This is a genomic window from Streptomyces cacaoi (assembly GCF_006539165.1).
In the GTDB taxonomy this organism is placed as follows: domain Bacteria; phylum Actinomycetota; class Actinomycetes; order Streptomycetales; family Streptomycetaceae; genus Streptomyces; species Streptomyces cacaoi.
In genome coordinates, this window is the sequence record NZ_BJMM01000007.1 from 386,665 (window position 1) to 401,707 (window position 15,043).

Annotated in this window: 14 protein-coding genes; 7 read left to right on the forward strand and 7 right to left on the reverse strand. The window is 74.0% G+C overall.

The annotated features are described in order from the left end of the window. Nucleotides 1-113 precede the first annotated feature (113 nt). Together SCA03_RS10715 and SCA03_RS10720 are read left to right on the forward strand one after the other, a co-directional pair. Complete coding sequence (locus tag SCA03_RS10715) at nt 114-764, forward strand: hypothetical protein (protein WP_086816326.1); 651 nt, start codon at nt 114-116, stop codon at nt 762-764. A gap of 67 nt (nt 765-831) precedes the next feature. Beyond that, complete coding sequence (locus tag SCA03_RS10720) at nt 832-1,269, forward strand: VOC family protein (protein ID WP_086816324.1); 438 nt, start codon at nt 832-834, stop codon at nt 1,267-1,269. Nucleotides 1,270-1,627: 358 nt separating this feature from the next. On the opposite strand, the gene SCA03_RS10725 is transcribed toward SCA03_RS10720, so the two are convergent. After that, nucleotides 1,628-2,557 (reverse strand): zinc-binding dehydrogenase, encoded by a 930-nt coding sequence (locus SCA03_RS10725; RefSeq protein WP_030895244.1) that lies wholly within the window; start codon nt 2,555-2,557, stop codon nt 1,628-1,630. 113 nt (nt 2,558-2,670) lie between these two features. On the opposite strand from SCA03_RS10725, the gene SCA03_RS36765 reads away from it, so the two are divergent. Then, on the forward strand, nt 2,671-3,474 hold the full coding sequence (locus SCA03_RS36765) for a TetR/AcrR family transcriptional regulator (RefSeq protein ID WP_051847096.1): 804 nt from the start codon (nt 2,671-2,673) through the stop codon (nt 3,472-3,474). Here the strand turns inward: SCA03_RS36765 and SCA03_RS10735 are convergent. Beyond that, entirely contained in the window at nt 3,449-4,339 is an 891-nt protein-coding gene (locus SCA03_RS10735; RefSeq protein WP_230988577.1) for a methyltransferase domain-containing protein, read from the reverse strand. The two genes, SCA03_RS36765 and SCA03_RS10735, sit on opposite strands and share 26 nt — an antisense overlap. 157 nt (nt 4,340-4,496) lie before the next feature. Between SCA03_RS10735 and pdxR the strand changes: the two genes are divergently transcribed. Beyond that, nucleotides 4,497-6,026, forward strand: a complete 1,530-nt coding sequence (gene pdxR, locus SCA03_RS10740; RefSeq protein WP_141275330.1) for a MocR-like pyridoxine biosynthesis transcription factor PdxR — start codon at nt 4,497-4,499, stop codon at nt 6,024-6,026. Between the two features lie 207 nt (nt 6,027-6,233). Here the strand turns inward: pdxR and SCA03_RS10745 are convergent, their stop codons facing one another. Both SCA03_RS10745 and SCA03_RS10750 read right to left on the reverse strand, forming a co-directional pair. After that, nucleotides 6,234-6,494, reverse strand: a complete 261-nt coding sequence (locus SCA03_RS10745; protein ID WP_086818238.1) for a DUF4031 domain-containing protein — start codon at nt 6,492-6,494, stop codon at nt 6,234-6,236. Continuing rightward, complete coding sequence (locus SCA03_RS10750) at nt 6,491-6,871, reverse strand: DUF8819 family protein (RefSeq protein ID WP_030895235.1); 381 nt, start codon at nt 6,869-6,871, stop codon at nt 6,491-6,493. The genes SCA03_RS10745 and SCA03_RS10750 overlap by 4 nt, the downstream gene beginning before the upstream one ends. Before the next feature lie 208 nt (nt 6,872-7,079). On the opposite strand from SCA03_RS10750, the gene SCA03_RS10755 reads away from it, so the two are divergent. The 3 genes from SCA03_RS10755 (at nt 7,080) to SCA03_RS10765 (ending at nt 11,263) form a co-directional block, all read left to right on the forward strand. After that, the gene (locus tag SCA03_RS10755; protein WP_230988578.1) at nt 7,080-8,006 is read left to right on the forward strand and encodes a MurR/RpiR family transcriptional regulator; all 927 of its coding nucleotides are present in this window, start codon (nt 7,080-7,082) and stop codon (nt 8,004-8,006) included. Nucleotides 8,007-8,348: 342 nt separating this feature from the next. Continuing rightward, the gene (gene murQ, locus SCA03_RS10760) at nt 8,349-9,401 is read left to right on the forward strand and encodes an N-acetylmuramic acid 6-phosphate etherase (RefSeq protein WP_141275332.1); all 1,053 of its coding nucleotides are present in this window, start codon (nt 8,349-8,351) and stop codon (nt 9,399-9,401) included. Nucleotides 9,402-9,643: 242 nt separating this feature from the next. Beyond that, a complete protein-coding gene (locus SCA03_RS10765; protein ID WP_086814231.1) occupies nt 9,644-11,263 on the forward strand; it encodes a PTS transporter subunit EIIC in 1,620 nt (539 codons plus the stop codon). A 206-nt stretch (nt 11,264-11,469) separates the two neighbouring features. On the opposite strand, the gene SCA03_RS10770 is transcribed toward SCA03_RS10765, so the two are convergent. The 3 genes from SCA03_RS10770 to SCA03_RS10780 form a co-directional block, all read right to left on the reverse strand. Continuing rightward, nucleotides 11,470-12,153: a class I SAM-dependent methyltransferase gene (locus SCA03_RS10770; RefSeq protein ID WP_086814229.1), complete on the reverse strand. Its 684-nt coding sequence runs from the start codon at nt 12,151-12,153 to the stop codon at nt 11,470-11,472. Between the two features lie 179 nt (nt 12,154-12,332). After that, nucleotides 12,333-13,796, reverse strand: a complete 1,464-nt coding sequence (locus SCA03_RS10775; RefSeq protein WP_030886461.1) for an alanine/glycine:cation symporter family protein — start codon at nt 13,794-13,796, stop codon at nt 12,333-12,335. A 459-nt stretch (nt 13,797-14,255) separates the two neighbouring features. Continuing rightward, the gene (locus SCA03_RS10780; protein WP_086814227.1) at nt 14,256-14,672 is read right to left on the reverse strand and encodes a COG4315 family predicted lipoprotein; all 417 of its coding nucleotides are present in this window, start codon (nt 14,670-14,672) and stop codon (nt 14,256-14,258) included. Nucleotides 14,673-15,043 lie beyond the last annotated feature (371 nt).

Genomic DNA, 15,043 nt, shown 5'->3' on the forward strand with positions numbered 1-15,043 from the left:
CGGTGGACAGCCGGTGGGGGCCGGGCCGGGCTCCCACCCCGCGCCGACGGCCTTGACGTGAACCTCGGTTGAAGTCGAATCCTGTGGCCTCGACACCCGGGAGGTACAGGCCGATGACGCACCCCACCCCGCTGCCGGATCTGACCCGGCCCGACGCCGGCACCCTGCTGTTCAGCGAATGGATCGTGGACACGCCCGAACGCCAACAGGCGGCGGCGGACGCCCTGTTCGACGAGTGGCAGGGGCTGGCGACCACCCTGCGCCCCGAGGCGTTCCTCCAACTGGCCTGCTTCGGGAGCGACGACGGCCGGGTCCTGCTCAGCACCGCGCTGTGGACGAGCGACGAGGAGCATCTCGCCTTCGTGCGGGAGCACCGCGCGGCCATGGTGTCGCGGATCGACGAGGCGCTGCCGGGCATCGAACGCCCCGGGCTGGTCCGCTTCCGGCGTCGGCACACCGTCGACGGCCCGGCGGTACCGGAGCCCACCGGCACCGTCGTCGTCCTCCGGGCGGAGGCCGACACCGCGGAGGCGGCGGGCGGTTGGGCGGACGCCATGGCGGACGCGCTCCGCGCCACCGGCGGACCGGGCCCGGCACACATCCTGGTGAGCACGCAGGGGCGCAGCGTCCTCGTACAGGCGCCCGCCGCACCGGGCGCGGGCCGGGAGCTTCCGGTTCCGGACGGAGCGGCGGCGGCCGGTGTCCGGGTGGGGCCCCCGCGCCTCCACCGTCTGCTCGGCTCCGTCACCGGCCCCCGCGGCTGACACCCGCCCTGCCCCCGCCCCTGGCGCACGGCGGGCGGGGCGGGGGCTCGGCTCGTACGGTGGCGGCATGGAACAGCGCATCACTCTGGTCACGCTGGGCGTCGGCGATCTGGCGCGGTCCAAGGGCTTCTACGAGGCGCTCGGCTGGCGCGGCCAGGAGGTCGAGGAGACCGTCTTCTTCCAGGCCGGCGGGCTGGCGCTGGTCCTGTGGGACCGTGCGAAGCTCGCGGCGGACAGCGGTCTGGACCCTGGCCGGGCGACGGGCGGATTCGGCGGGATCGTGCTGGCGCACAACGTCCGCGCGGACGAGGAGGTCGACGCGCTGCTCGCCGCGGCGGAGCGGGCCGGTGGCACCGTCACGAAGCCCGCGTCCGTCAACCCGATCGGTTTCCGCTCCGGCACCTTCACCGACCCGGACGGCCACGCCTGGGAGATCGCGCACAACCCGGGCTTCGCCCTCGCCGAGGACGGCACGCTCACCCTGCCGGACTTCGACGCCCGGTAGGACGCGGCCCGCCCGTCCCCTGAGATCGAGCGGGCCCTGTTCTCGCCGTTCTCGGCGTCCTCGCCGTCCTCGCCGTTCTCGCCGTCCTCGGTGTTTTCGCCCTCCTCGCCGTTCTCGCCGTCCTCGGCGTTCTCGGCGTCCTCGGCGTCCTCGGTGTTTTCGCCCTCCTCGCCGTCCCCGCTGTCCTCGGCGTCCTCGGTGTTTTCGCCCTCCTCGCCGTCCCCGCTGTCCTCGCCGTCCTCGGTGTTTTCGCCCTCCCCGCCGTCCTCGCTGACCTCGTCGTCCTCGGCGCGGGAACCCACGGAGAAGAGCAGGGGACCGTCCGGTGGCGCCGGGGCCCGCGGCGGACGGCCCGCTCTCAGCCGATGTCGAGGACCGCCTTGCCGTGCAGGCGGCGGCCGAGGAGGGCGTCGATCGCCTCGTCGGCGCGGTCCCAGGGGCCGCGCCAGGGCGTCGGCACGTCCAGATCCCCGGCGGCGACGCGGGCGGCGAGCCAGGTCAGATCGCGGGCGAGGCCGGTGCAGCCGAGGAGGTGGAAGGTGGTGAGGGTGCGGTCGTGCGACTCGCCCGCGCCGAAGAGGGCGCCGTAGGGGAAGGTCTCGTCCTGGTGGGCGGAGTGGCCGACGGCGACGAGGGTGCCGTGCTTGCGCAACCCGGCGAAGGCGTCGACGAGTTGCTGCCCGCCGACGAGGTCGAGCACACCGTCCACGGGTTCCTCGACGGCGTCCGGGCCCGGCACCACCTCGTGGGCGCCGAGGCGGCGCAGCGCCTCCGCGTGCTTGTCGGGCGAGCCGGTGGAGGCCACCACCTCCGCACCGCCGCGCCGGGCGAGCTGGACGGCGTACCGGCCGACACCGCCGGTGGCACCGGTGATCAGGACGCGGCGGCCGAGCAGCGGCCCGAGCCGGTGCAGCCCGCGCAGGGCGCTGCCCCCGGCCACCGGCACGGTGCTGATCAGGCCGGGGTCGGCGCCGGACGGGACGACGCCGAGGAGGCCGGTGTCGACGGCGCGCAGCTCCGCCCAGCCTCCGTCGGCGCCGAGGGTGACGACGGGGGTGCCGGCCGCCGGTCCGGTGCCGTCGGCGGCCGGCCGTTCGACCACTCCGGCCGCGTCCCAGCCGAGCACGGCCCCGTCCGGCGCCGCCGGGAGGCCGCCGCGCACCTCGCCGTAGTTGAGGGAGGTCGCCGACACACGCACGAGGGCCTGGTGCGGGGCGGGTTCGGGGTCGGGCGCCTCGGCGAGGCGGAGCCCGGCGGGGGCGGAGCGGTCGACGAGCAGAGCACGCATGGGTGCACCTTCCGTGCGGCGGGTGGTCGCCCCCTTTATGCCACTGAGAGGCACTAGCCAGCAAGTGGCATTGGAATCCGGGAGGTATTCACCCCTCCGGTACGCTGCGCACCATGGGGAACGACAAGCCGGCCGGCGGACAGGGCGAAGGCGGCGCACGCCTCCCGCTGCGGGAACGCAAGAAGCTCCGCACCCGGGAAACCCTGATCGACACGGCGCTGGAGCTGTTCACCGCGCGCGGCTTCGGCGGGGTGACCCTCGACGAGCTGTGCGACACCGTCGAGACCTCCAAGCGCACCTTCTTCCGGCACTTCACCAGCAAGGAAGATGTCGCCATGGCCCCGACACAGGACCTGTGGCTGGCCTGGCTGGAGGAACTGCGGGCCGGTACGCCCGACGGCCGCACGCTGCTGGACGTGCTCCGCGACTCGCTGCTCGCCGCGCTGGAGCGGATGCGGACGGCGGGCGCCGGGCCGGACCGGACCGGCCGGGACGGCGCCTGGGCGGGCCGCGTCCTGCTCAGCCGTCAACTGGCCGGCAGGACACCGTCGATGAACGCGCACGGGCTGCGGTTCTGCGAGGAGACCAGCCACCGGGCGCTGGCCGTACTGGACGAACGGTTCGGCCTGCGGACCGAGGACGATCCACGGCCGCGGCTCGCGGTGGACATGGTCGTCGCCGCCTTCCACTGGGCGATGGAGAGCTGGGTGGCCCTCGCCGTCGCCCCCGGCCCGGCCGACGCCTCCCAGCCCACCGGCACACCCGACGCCTCCGGCACGCCCGGGGGTTCCGGCACCGCCGGCGCTCCCCGCGCCGTGGAGGCCCCCGGCATCGACGAGTTGGCCGCCCGCACCCGCGCGGCCTGCGCGGCGCTCCCGGAGAGCCTCACGCTCACGGTCGACGGGCCACGGCCTTGAAGAAGGTGTAGTGGAAGGTCCCGTCCGGCCCGGCGGTGCGCAGCAGGTCCGCGACGGCCCGCTCCCAGTCGGCGCGGGACATCAGCCCGGCGGCGACGGCCCGGTCGCCCACGCCCTCGATCATGGCGGTGAACGTCTGCCGGGTGAAGCTGTCGAACAGGTGCGGACGGCCCGCGTCCACATACACCGTGCGCGGTGCGACCTCGATGTCCGCGAACCCCGCACGGGCCAGCAGCGGTCGCAGGGCGCGGCCGATGAGCCCGTCACCGCCGTCGACCGCCTGCAACCGCACCAGACAGTCGATGGCCCGCTGCGCGTACCGGCTCGGCGGATGGTGGAACGCCGAACCGTGATCGCCCTCGATCACGGTGAGCGTGCCACCGGGCCGCAGGACCCGGCGCGCCTCGGCCAGCGCACGCTCCGGATCGGGCAGGTGCTCCAGCAGGAAGCAGACGAAGGCATGGTCGAACTCGCCTTCCTCGTACGGGAGTTGCCGGGCGTCGGCGCACTGCCAGGTGAGGTCGGCACCGCTCGGCGCGAGTCGCCGACGGGCCGTCTCCAGTGACTCCGGCGAGCGGTCCACGCACACGTACCGCGCCCCGGGGCCGGCCGCCACCAGATGCCGGGTCTGCGCCCCGACACCGCAGCCGATCTCCAGCACCCGGCTGCCGTCCGGATACGCCGTGCCCGCGTGCAACAGCCCGGCCAGCGTCTGCGCCTGATCGTCCAGCCGCCGCGCCTCGTGTGCGGTGTAGCCGTGCACATAGCCGGCCGCCTCCCGCCGTCCACCGCTCCCGCCCGGGCCCGACGCCCCGGTGCCGCCCGCCGACGGCAGCGCCGCCGCCCCCTCCGGTCCCCTCGTCACTGCCGACGCTCCTTTCTCCACGCCGCGTTCGGCGCTCCCACGCCGCAACGGCTCTCTGTGCACCGCCCGGCCGCTGCCGCGCCGCAACGGCTCTCTCCCTGCCGCATCACCCCGGGTCCGGGGTCGGCACGGATCAGCCTCGTCGCACAATGGCCCGGTGGAAAGATCCATAGACGGGGCCGGCAACCGGTCCGAAACGCCGACGGGACCGCCGCCCGGCAGCGGAACGGACTTCCTCCAGCTCGATCCCGCGCAGGCCCCCCGGCACGGGCTCGCCGACTGGCTGACCGACCAGCTGCGGTCCGCACTCGTCGACGGCCGCCTCCGGCCCGGCGCCACGCTGCCCGCGACCCGCACCCTCGCCGCCGAACTCGGCGTCTCCCGCGGCGTGGTGACCGAGGCGTACCGCCGGCTCGCCGAGGACGGGCACGTCGCCGGGGCCGGCCGGCGGGGAACCGTGGTCGTCGCGGTCCCGCCCCGCGCCGCCGCGCCCGGCCCGGTACCCGCCGCCCCGCCCCGGTTCCCCGCGCCGCTGCCGGCACCCGACCAGGAGGTCTTCGACGCCCTGCGCGCCGCACCCGCCACCTGGGACCTGACCCCCGGCACCCCGGACCTCGGCGCGTTCCCCCGCGCCGCCTGGCTCCGGGCCGAGCGGGCCGCGCTCGACGGCGACCCGGCCGCCGCCCTGGGATACGGCGATCCGCGCGGGGCGCCCGAGCTGCGGCAGGCCGTCACCGCGTGGCTGGCCCGTACCCGCGGGATCCGGGCCGCGCCCGACGAGGTGCTGATCGTCTCCGGCGCCGCCCAGGCGCTCGGCCTGCTCGCCCAGGCGCTGCTCCCCACGGGCCTGCGCACCCTCGCCGTCGAGGACCCCGGCTCGCTCGGCTCCCGGCAGGCCGTCCGGCACTGGGGGATGGAGACGCTGCCGGTGCCCGTCGACGAGGACGGGATCCTGGTGCGGGAGCTGTGCGCGAGCGGCGCACCCGCCGCCATGCTCACCCCCGCGCACCAGTTCCCCATGGGGGTGGTGCTCGCCGGCGCGCGCCGTCGGGAGCTGCGGCGGTGGGCGGAGTCCGACGGCGGACTGATCGTCGAGGACGACTACGACGCCGAGCACCGCTACGACCGGCCGCCGACCCCCGCACTGCGCGCGATGCTGCCCGAGCACGTCGTCTACCTGGGCAGCGCCTCGAAACTGCTGGCGCCCGGGCTGCGCATCGGCTGGCTGCTCGCTCCCCGCCGGCTGCGCGAACCCCTGATCGAGGCCAAGCGGTACGCCGACCTCGGCAGCCCGGTGCTGCCGCAGCTGGTGCTGGCCCGGCTGATGACCTCCGGCGCGCTGGAACGGCACTGGCGGCAGCTACGAAGCCGGCACCGCCGGCGGCGGGACGCGATGGTCGACGCGCTGGGCGCACGGCTGCCCGACGCCCGGGTGCACGGGGCCGCCGCCGGGCTGCATCTGACGGTGACGTTCCCGGACACCGCCGGGGACGACGTCGCGCTCGCCGCCGCGGCGCTGGCCCGGGGCGTCAAGGTGCATCCGCTCGGCTGGCACCGGTGCCGCCCCGGCACCCCGGGCCTCGTCCTCGGCTACGCCGCCACACCCCCCACCCGCCTCACCGAAGCCGTCACCACCCTCGCCCACACCCTCACGGGCCCACCACGAAGTAGCCCGCCCGGCGCTTGAGGCAACTGAAGCCCGTCCGGCGCACGGAGACACATGAAGCCCGTCCGGCGTTTGAGGACGAGCGCCCTGGCGCGACGCCTGAACACCACCGAACGACACGGACACCAAGGCACGAGAGGCCAAGGGGCAAAAAGGTCGCGAGGACGAGAGACACCACCGAGGAAGAAAGACGTCAAGGAGAGACGACAGCGAGGGTCCCGACGGACGTCACCCCCGCTTGCGCCGCCGAAGCCCCGCCTCGACCAGCCTCCGCACCAACTCCTTGGAGCCGACCTCGACCGCACCGGCCCGCACGGCCTCCCCGTACCGCGCGGCGGGCACGTCGTAGTGGTCCCCGTCGAACGCACGGCGCGGACAGCCGACGGCGGCGGCGAAGTCGTGCAGCTCGTCGAAGGAGACATCGCTGACGAGGTGCGACCACATCCGCCCGTGCCCCGGCCAGTTGGGCGGGTCGATGTAGACGGTCACAACCGGGTGCCGAGCGAGCCGACGCGCGCGACGACGGTCGAGGTCTTCGCACACACCCAGTGCGGGTCCTCGCCCAGCTCGGGTTCGACGTCGAGTGCGTGCGGGTCGGAGCCGACGCACACGGGGCAGACGGGCCAGCGCCCGTACCGCTCCAGGAGGGCGTCCTGGACGTCCTGCGCCACGAGGCCGTCGACGTAGGCGACCCCTTCCGGCCACTGCCCCACCCACCAGCGGCGGTGCGAGACCGACTCCTCGACGAGGGAGACGATGTCGGCGCGGGCCACGTCCCCCGCCTCCAGATCGGCGAGGACCAGCGCGCGAGCGGCGTGCAGGGCCTTCTCCAGGGCCTCCTGCTGTTCGGGCTCCATCGGTTCCATATCTCCATTGCACCACTGCGTGACCATTGACGACCGAGTCGTTTGGAAATATTTTCCGCCTGTGACGAGCGAAGTGAAGGAAAGTTTCTCCCCGGGGCCGCGGGACTCCAGAGGCCCGCGGGACCCCTCGGGCGCCCGGGACCCGGGCTCCCGGGGCCCCGGCGCACAGAGCTCCGGCATACGCGGCCCCGGGGCGCGCGGCCCCGCCGTGGGACGCCCGGCGCAGCGCGGCGCGTCCGTGCGCGGCGGCGGCCAGAGTCCCGCCGCGCTGGCCGCGAAGGTCCGCACGATGGCACCGTCGCTGACCCGCTCCATGCAGCGCGTCGCCGAGGCCGTCGCGAACGACCCGGCGGGCTGCGCACAGCTGACGGTCACCGGACTCGCGGAGCGCACCGGCACCAGCGAGGCCACCGTGGTGCGCACCTCGCGACTGCTCGGCTACCCCGGGTACCGGGATCTGCGGCTGGCCCTCGCGGGCCTCGCGGCGCAGCAGGAGTCCGGTGCCGCACCGGCCGTCACCGCCGACATCGCGGTGGACGACCCCCTGGCGGATGTCGTCACCAAGCTCGCGCACGACGAGCAGCAGACCCTCGCGGACACGGCGGCCGGGCTGGACACCGCACAGCTGGAGGCGGCCGTCGGCGCGCTCGCGGGGGCCCGGCGCGTGGACGTGTACGGGATCGGCGCCTCCAGCCTGGTCGGCCAGGACCTCGCACAGAAGCTGCTGCGCATCGGACTGGTCGCCCACGCGCACACGGACCCCCATCTCGCCGTCACCAACGCCGTCCAGCTGCGCCCCGGCGATGTCGCCCTCGCCATCACGCACTCGGGCCGGACCGTGGACGTCATAGAGCCACTGCGGGTGGCCTTCGAGCACGGCGCGACGACGATCGCGGTCACCGGACGGCCGGACGGCGAGGTCACCTCCTACGCCGACCATGTGCTGACCACCTCGACGGCCCGGGAGAGCGAGCTGCGGCCGGCGGCGATGTCCAGCCGGACGAGTCAACTCCTCGTCGTCGACTGCCTGTTCATAGGCGTCGCCCAGCGCACCTACGAGACGGCGGCGCCCGCGCTGTCCGCCTCCTACGAGGCGCTGGTGCACCGCCACTCGCCCCGGCCCCGCCACCGATGACCCCCGCACGGACACCCCCGCCCCCTTCCCGGACCGCCCCGGAACGTCCTCACTGTTCCTGAACGTCGCTCTTCCTGAACGTCGCTGTTCACCGAACGTCCCCGGACGTTCCCCGCCCCGTCCGCCCGGGCCCCGGCGCCCGCGGACCCGTCGCCGACGGACCGCATCCGCACCGGAGGTCCGGCCGGGCCTCCGCCGGACCGCACGACGGCCCCGGCCCCGGCAGGCCACCGGCCGGCCGTCCGGCGGCCGTCCGCCGCCGGGCCCGGCCCGGCTTGGCCCGAAGATCCGACCGTTCGTTCCCCCGTTCCACCCGCCCCACCCCCCGGAGAGCCGCACCGCATGACACCGCATGTCTCGCACCTCACCCCGCCCCAGGAGCCCGGCGACGGCCCGCAGCCGCCCGCGACCGGCTCCGGCCGGCCCGCCGCCGACCTGCTGCGCAGCCAGCTGGAGTCGATGACGACCGAGGCCGTCCGCAGCGAACTGGCCGAGATCGACCGGCAGTCCACCGAGGAGATCGCCCGGATCATGAACGGCGAGGACGCCACCGTCCCGGCCGCCGTCGCCGAGCAGGTCCCCGCCATCGCCGCCGCGATCGACGCCGTCGCCGACCGCATGGCGCGCGGCGGCCGGCTGCTGTACGCCGGTGCCGGCACGGCCGGGCGGATGGGCGTGCTGGACGCCAGCGAGTGCCCGCCCACGTTCAACACCGCGCCCGGGCAGGTGACCGGGCTGATCGCCGGCGGGCCCGAGGCCATGGTCAGCGCCGTCGAGGGCGCGGAGGACAGCCCCCGCGCCGCGGCGGAGGACCTGGACGCGCTGGGGCTGACCAGCGACGACACGGTGGTCGGCATCTCCGCCTCGGGCCGCACCCCGTACGCCGTCGGCGCCGTCCGGCACGCGCGGGAGACCTACGGAGCGCTCACCATCGGGCTGTCGTGCAACGCCGGCTCGGCGCTCGCCGACGCCGCCGAGCACGGCATCGAGGTCGTCGTCGGCCCCGAACTGCTGGCCGGCTCGACCCGGCTGAAGGCGGGCACGGCACAGAAGCTCGTCCTCAACATGCTCTCGACGATCACGATGATCCGGCTGGGCAAGACGTACGGAAACCTGATGGTGGACGTGCGCGCCTCGAACGAGAAGCTGCGGGCCCGCTCCCGCCGTATCGTCGCGCTGGCCACGGGGGCGCCGGACGACGAGATCGAGGCGGCGCTCACCGCGACGGACGGCGAGGTCAAGAACGCGATCCTGGTCGTCCTCGGCGGCGTCGACGGACCGACCGCCGCGCGTCTGCTCGACGAGGCGCACGGACATCTGCGCGCCGCGCTGGCCGCGGCCCCGGCCTCCGGCCACGCCCCCGCTCCCGGGTCCTCCCCCGGCACGAACAGCTGAGGCAGCAGCCACGGCAGATCCCCCGGCGACGGCAGCGACAGCGACAGTGCAGCGAGCGCCGGCAGCACAAGCCACAGGCAACCGCAGGAACCGCAAGAACGGCAGGAACCGCAGAAACCGCAGAAGCAGCGGACTCAGGAACAGTGCCCATCCGACCCCTTCCGACTGGCACCACGTGAAACCGAACCGGTCCCTTTCCACCGCCCGCCCCATGGCCCGACTCAAAGAAGAGCGACCGCACCATGAGCAGAGACCACACAGACCCCGCAGGTAGCCCCGACAGCACGGGGCCCGAGAACGGCGGCACGGGCAGCCCCGACCGCCGGATCGCGGAGGCGATCCTCCCCCTGGTGGGAGGCGCGGCGAACGTCACCTCCGTCGACAACTGCATGACGCGTATGCGGCTCGGACTCGCCGACCGCTCCCTCGTCCGGGACGAGCCCCTCAAGGCGCTGCCCGAGGTGCTGGGCGTCGTCGAGGACGACACGTACCAGATCGTGCTCGGCCCCGGAAAGGTCGCCCGCATCGCCCCCGAGTTCGCCTCCCTCGTCGAGGCGGGCGCGGCGGCGCGGGACGACTCGGCCCCGGCCTCGTCCCCCGCACCGGACGGTGACGAGCACCGGCCCCGCACGGCCGAGGAACTCGCCGCCGAGGGCGCCGCCATCCGCGCCGCCCGCAAGCAGAAGAACGCGACGCCGGTGAAGCTGATGCTGCGCCGTATCGCGAACATCTTCGTGCCGCTCATCCCTGCGCTGATCGGCTGCGGCATCGTCGCGGGCCTCAACGGGCTGTTCACCAACGCCGGTTGGCTGCCCGCCCTCACCCCGGCGCTGACGGCGATCTCGAACGGGTTCATGTCGCTGCTGGCGGTGTTCGTCGGCATCAACACGGCGCGCGAGTTCGGCGGGACGCCGGTGCTGGGCGGCGCCGCGGCAGCGGTGATCGTCTTCCCCGGGGTCGCGGACGTCTCGGCGTTCGGGGAGAAGCTGGCACCCGGCCAGGGCGGCGTGCTCGGCGCCCTGTTCGCGGCGCTGCTGGCGGTGTACGTGGAGAAGGGCTGCCGCCGGATCGTGCCCACCGCCGTGGATGTGCTGGTCACCCCGACGGTCACGGTCCTCGTCGCCGGGCTCGTCACCCTGTTCGGGCTGATGTACGTGTGCGGCGAGATCGCCACCGGCATCGGACACGTCGCCGACTGGCTGCTCCAGCACGGCGGTGCCGCCGCCGGGTTCGTCCTCGGCGGGCTCTTCCTGCCGCTGGTCATGCTGGGCCTGCACCAGGCCCTCATCCCCATCCACACCACGCTGATCGAGCAGAACGGCTACACCGTGCTGCTGCCGATCCTGGCCATGGCCGGTGCCGGGCAGGTGGGCGCCGCGGTCGCCATCTACCTGCGGCTGCGCCGCAACCTCTCCGTCCGCAAGACGATCCGCTCCGCGCTGCCGGCCGGCTTCCTCGGCGTCGGCGAACCGCTGATCTACGGCGTCTCGCTGCCGCTGGGCCGCCCGTTCATCACGGCGTGCGTGGGCGGCGCGTTCGGCGGCGGCGTCGTCGGCCTCTTCTACCAGCTGGGCACCTCGGTGGGCTCCACCGCCATCGGCCCCTCCGGCTGGGCCCTCTTCCCGCTGCTGAAGGGCAACCACGGGCTCGGCGCGATCGCCGCCATCTACGGCGTGGGGCTGCTCGCGGGCTATGTGGCCGGGTTCATCGCCACCTACTTCTTCGGCTTCAGCAAGCAGATGCTGACCGAACTGAACGCCCCGGCCCAGGAGTCCTCCCCGTCCACCTCCTCCACCGGCACCGGACCGGGCCCCCACCCCAAGCCGGACCCGGAACCGGCACCGGCCCCGGCCTCGCCCTGACGAGCCACTCGTCCTGACGGACGGCTCGTCCTGACGAGCTGCTCGTCCTGACGGGCCGCTCGCCCTGCGAGGGGAACCCTTGCGGAGAGCCCGGACACTCCGGGTTCTCCGCAAGGTCCCCGGCACGGCGAGCCTCGGCGTCAGGCGCGCCCTCGGGCTCGGGCCCGGGCCCGGCCTCGGACCCGGCCTCGGGCCCGGCCTCGTCCTCAGCCGGTCCGGGACGTCCGGCGGGCCTTCAGGACGTTGTCCGTGCGGGTACCGGGCCGTCCCTCGGGATCGTTGTGCACCCGCTCGAAGGGCTCGGCCCGCAGCACCTCCCACTCCCCGGCGGGCAGTTCGAGCGAGGCCAGCACCTCGTCGGCCGTCGGCAGGACGACATCGGCGTGCTCGCCGTTGTCCCAGCTCGGCGGCCCCTCGTGGCCGACGATGAGCAGGGTGCCGCCGGGGGCGACGGCCGCCGCAGCGTCCCGCAGGATGCGCTCGCGCGGCATCTCGCCCCAGGTGTGCAGATAGTGCGCGGACACCAGGTCGAACGGGCCGGCCGGGAAGGCGTCCGGGTCGGCCAGATCGCACTGCTCCCAGCTGACACGGTCGGCCACACCGGCGTCGGCACCGTGCCGCCGAGCGCGCTCCAGCGCCACCGCCGAGATGTCGACGCCCGTCACCCGCCAGCCCCGCGCGGCGAGCCAGATGGTGTCGGCGCCCTCACCGCACCCCAGATCCAGCGCCGTGCCGGGCTCCAGCCCGTCGACCTCCTTCACGAGCGCGACGTTGGCGTTCCCGCTCCACACCTGCGCGCGCTCCCGGTACATCGCGTCCCAGCGCTCCTGCTCGGACTCCGGCTCCTGGCCGTTCCCGCAGGCTGCGCCGCGCTCCGTCGCCTCGGACATCGGGCTCCTCCTTCGCCTCACCGGCGGCGCGGCCGCGCCGCCCTCGGACCTGAGCGCAGGCTGCGGCAACGGCCCCGCCCCGGCAAAGGAAAGTTGCCGAACCGGCAACCCGTCGGCGGACTCGCCTGCGGAGGCAAGCTCGGCGCCCGGGCGGACGGGCTCAGTGTTCGGCGACGGGCTCAGCGTTCGGCGACGGGCTCCGACGAGGACGCCCGCTCGCCCTCCCAGCACTCGATCCGGCCGGGCAGCCCCGGCACCCGCTCGCGGGTGAACACCGGGTCGAGGCCGTCGCGCCGCTGGGCCAGATAGTCGTCCAGCAGCTTCCAGGCGATGGCGGACAGCGGCAGGATCGCCAGCAGGTTCACCAGTGCCATACCGCCCATGAACACGTCCGCGAGGTTCCACACGACGTCGACGGAGCCGAGCGCCCCCGCGAAGACGGCGACGAGCACCAGCACCCGGTAGCTGGGCAGCGCCCACCGCTTCCCCGTCATGAACTGGATGTTCGACTCGCCGTAGTAGTAGTTCCCGATCAGCGTCGAGAAGGCGAGCAGGAAGACGACGACCGTCAGCACATGTCCGGCCCAGCCGCCGAGCGTCCCGGTGAGCGCCGACTGCGTCAGATCGGCACCGGCCCGCTCGGAGAGCGACGGGTTGGAGGTGAGGATGATGAACGCGGTCATCGAGCAGATCAGCAGGGTGTCGAAGAACACCCCGAGCGTCTGCACCAGCCCCTGCTTGACCGGGTGGGTGACCTCGGCCGTCGCGGCCGCGTTCGGCGCCGAGCCGAGCCCCGCCTCGTTGGAGAACATGCCGCGCCGCACACCCTGCTGGATCGCCGCGCCCAGGGCGCCGCCCGCGACCTCGCGGACACCGAACGCGCCACCGACGATGTCGGCCAGCACCCGCGGCACATCACCGATGTTGAGGACGACGACGGCCGCACCCAGCACCAGGTACAGCACCGCCATCACCGGCACCACCACCGAGGAGACGGCCGCGACCCGGCGCACCCCGCCGAAGACCACGGCACCGAGCAGCAGCACCAGCACCAGCCCGATGCCCGCCTCGGGGATCCCGTCGCCCAGCGAGCCGCGCGCCACCGAGGCGATGGTGTTGGACTGCACGGCGTTGAAGACGAAGCCGAAGGTCAGCGTGATGACGACGGCGAAGACCAGCCCGGCCCAGCGCTTCCCCAGGCCGTGCTGCATGTAGTACGCGGGGCCGCCGCGGTAGGTGCCGGCCGCGTTCCCCGACTCCTTCTTGTTGCGCACCTTGTACAGCTGCGCCAGCGAGGACTCGACGAACGCCGAGGCCGCGCCCAGCAGGGCCATGACCCACATCCAGAAGACCGCGCCGGCGCCGCCCGCCGTGATGGCCGTCGCGACACCGGCGATGTTGCCGGTGCCGACCCGCGCGGCGGCGGAGATCGTGAACGCCTTGAACGAGGAGACCTGCTTGCTGCCGTCGGGCCCGGTCTGCGCCTTGTCCCGCAGTACCCGGAACATCTCGGGCAGCAGGCGTATCTGCACGGCCCGGGACCGGAAGGTGAAGAACAACGCTGCGCCCACGACCAGGGGTATGAGGTAGTAGGCCCAGAAGACGTCGTTGACGTCCAGGATGAAAGAGTTCAGCGAATCCAACGGGCGTCCTCGGGATCGGCCCGGTCGCGACGTGTCGGGCACTCTCCGTCGACAGCCCGCGCCTACCGGGAGAAAGGCAAGAAAATCTCCCGTAGGGTACTCGCCCTCCCCGCCGTCGCGCACCACCCCTGCGCACGCCCTTCACCAGCCGGTTTCGCGCCCCCGCCGCACGGCTCCCCCGGCGGGGACGGCCCTGACAGCCCGGACACCTCGAACGGCCCGGACACCCCGGACGCCCCGGACGCCCCGGCGGGCCCGGGCCCGGACAGACGGGCGCCCCGGCAGCCTCAGCAGCCTCAGCAGCGCCGAGACGCCGAGCCGCCGGGACGCGCCTCCTCCACCAGCCCGGTCGCGCACTCGCGCGCCCCGCGCACCCGCGCACTCGGGGAGCCGCAGCCGGGCAGCCGGGCAGCCGGGCAGCCGGGAAACCAGGCCGCCAGGCAGTCCCCGGGGGGCCGCTCAGTACCCGCCGTCACCCTCCCCCGGGTCGGGAGACCCGTCCTTCCGCTCGTGCAGCACCGCCTTGCCCTTCGCGTCGACGACGTACCACTTGGCACCGAACTGATCGACGCCCTGCCCGTTGGTCTGCCCCGGCTTCCGGTCCTCCTCGAACCGGTACAGCGGATGACCGTGGTAAGTGACCTGCTTCTCGCCCTTGTCCCGCTTCACCGTCTTCAGCTCGGACTTCATGACGCCCTTGCCCGCCCGCGCCTTGTTCTTCACCGTCATCGGAGGCCACGCCGTGGCGCAGTCGTCCTTGCAGTCGCTCTTGTTCCTCTTGTCCTTCTCGAAGAGGTAGAGCGTCCGCCCCTTCCCGTCCACCAGGATCTTTCCGTACTTGCTCTTCTTCAGCTTCACCGTCTCCCCCGCTTTCATGGACCCCGCCTTCGCGGAGACGGCTTTCGCGGACGCGGCTTTCGCGGACACCCCGGCGTCGGCCTCGACCGACGGCGGGGAATGCGGAGTTGCGGAAGCGAGTACCGGCGCGGCAGCGGACCCGGTCAACAGGACGGCGGTGGCCAGCGGAACCGAAACTCTCCTGAACGTACCCATGGAAATCCTTTCGCTGGAATTCCTCCGGCCAGGCCACAGCGGACCCGCACACCGGTATCCCCGACGGACGCCCCACCCCGGTAATCCCAGTAAAACGGCTCCACACCGCCCCGCAACCGCAGCCCGACAGCGCGCACCCGCCGTCACCGGCGTTCCCACGACGGTGACGGCCGCCTCGTGGACCGGCGGGGGGG

Coding starts and splice junctions, on each gene's coding strand:
- SCA03_RS10725 (WP_030895244.1), bottom strand. CDS start 2,557: ATGCGTGCTCTGCTCGTCGACCGCTCCGCCCCCGCCGGGCTCCGCCTC.
- murQ (WP_141275332.1), top strand. CDS start 8,349: ATGACACCGCATGTCTCGCACCTCACCCCGCCCCAGGAGCCCGGCGAC.
- SCA03_RS10720 (WP_086816324.1), top strand. CDS start 832: ATGGAACAGCGCATCACTCTGGTCACGCTGGGCGTCGGCGATCTGGCG.
- SCA03_RS10770 (WP_086814229.1), bottom strand. CDS start 12,153: ATGTCCGAGGCGACGGAGCGCGGCGCAGCCTGCGGGAACGGCCAGGAG.
- SCA03_RS10765 (WP_086814231.1), top strand. CDS start 9,644: ATGAGCAGAGACCACACAGACCCCGCAGGTAGCCCCGACAGCACGGGG.
- SCA03_RS10715 (WP_086816326.1), top strand. CDS start 114: ATGACGCACCCCACCCCGCTGCCGGATCTGACCCGGCCCGACGCCGGC.
- SCA03_RS10780 (WP_086814227.1), bottom strand. CDS start 14,672: ATGAAAGCGGGGGAGACGGTGAAGCTGAAGAAGAGCAAGTACGGAAAG.
- SCA03_RS36765 (WP_051847096.1), top strand. CDS start 2,671: ATGGGGAACGACAAGCCGGCCGGCGGACAGGGCGAAGGCGGCGCACGC.
- SCA03_RS10750 (WP_030895235.1), bottom strand. CDS start 6,871: ATGGAACCGATGGAGCCCGAACAGCAGGAGGCCCTGGAGAAGGCCCTG.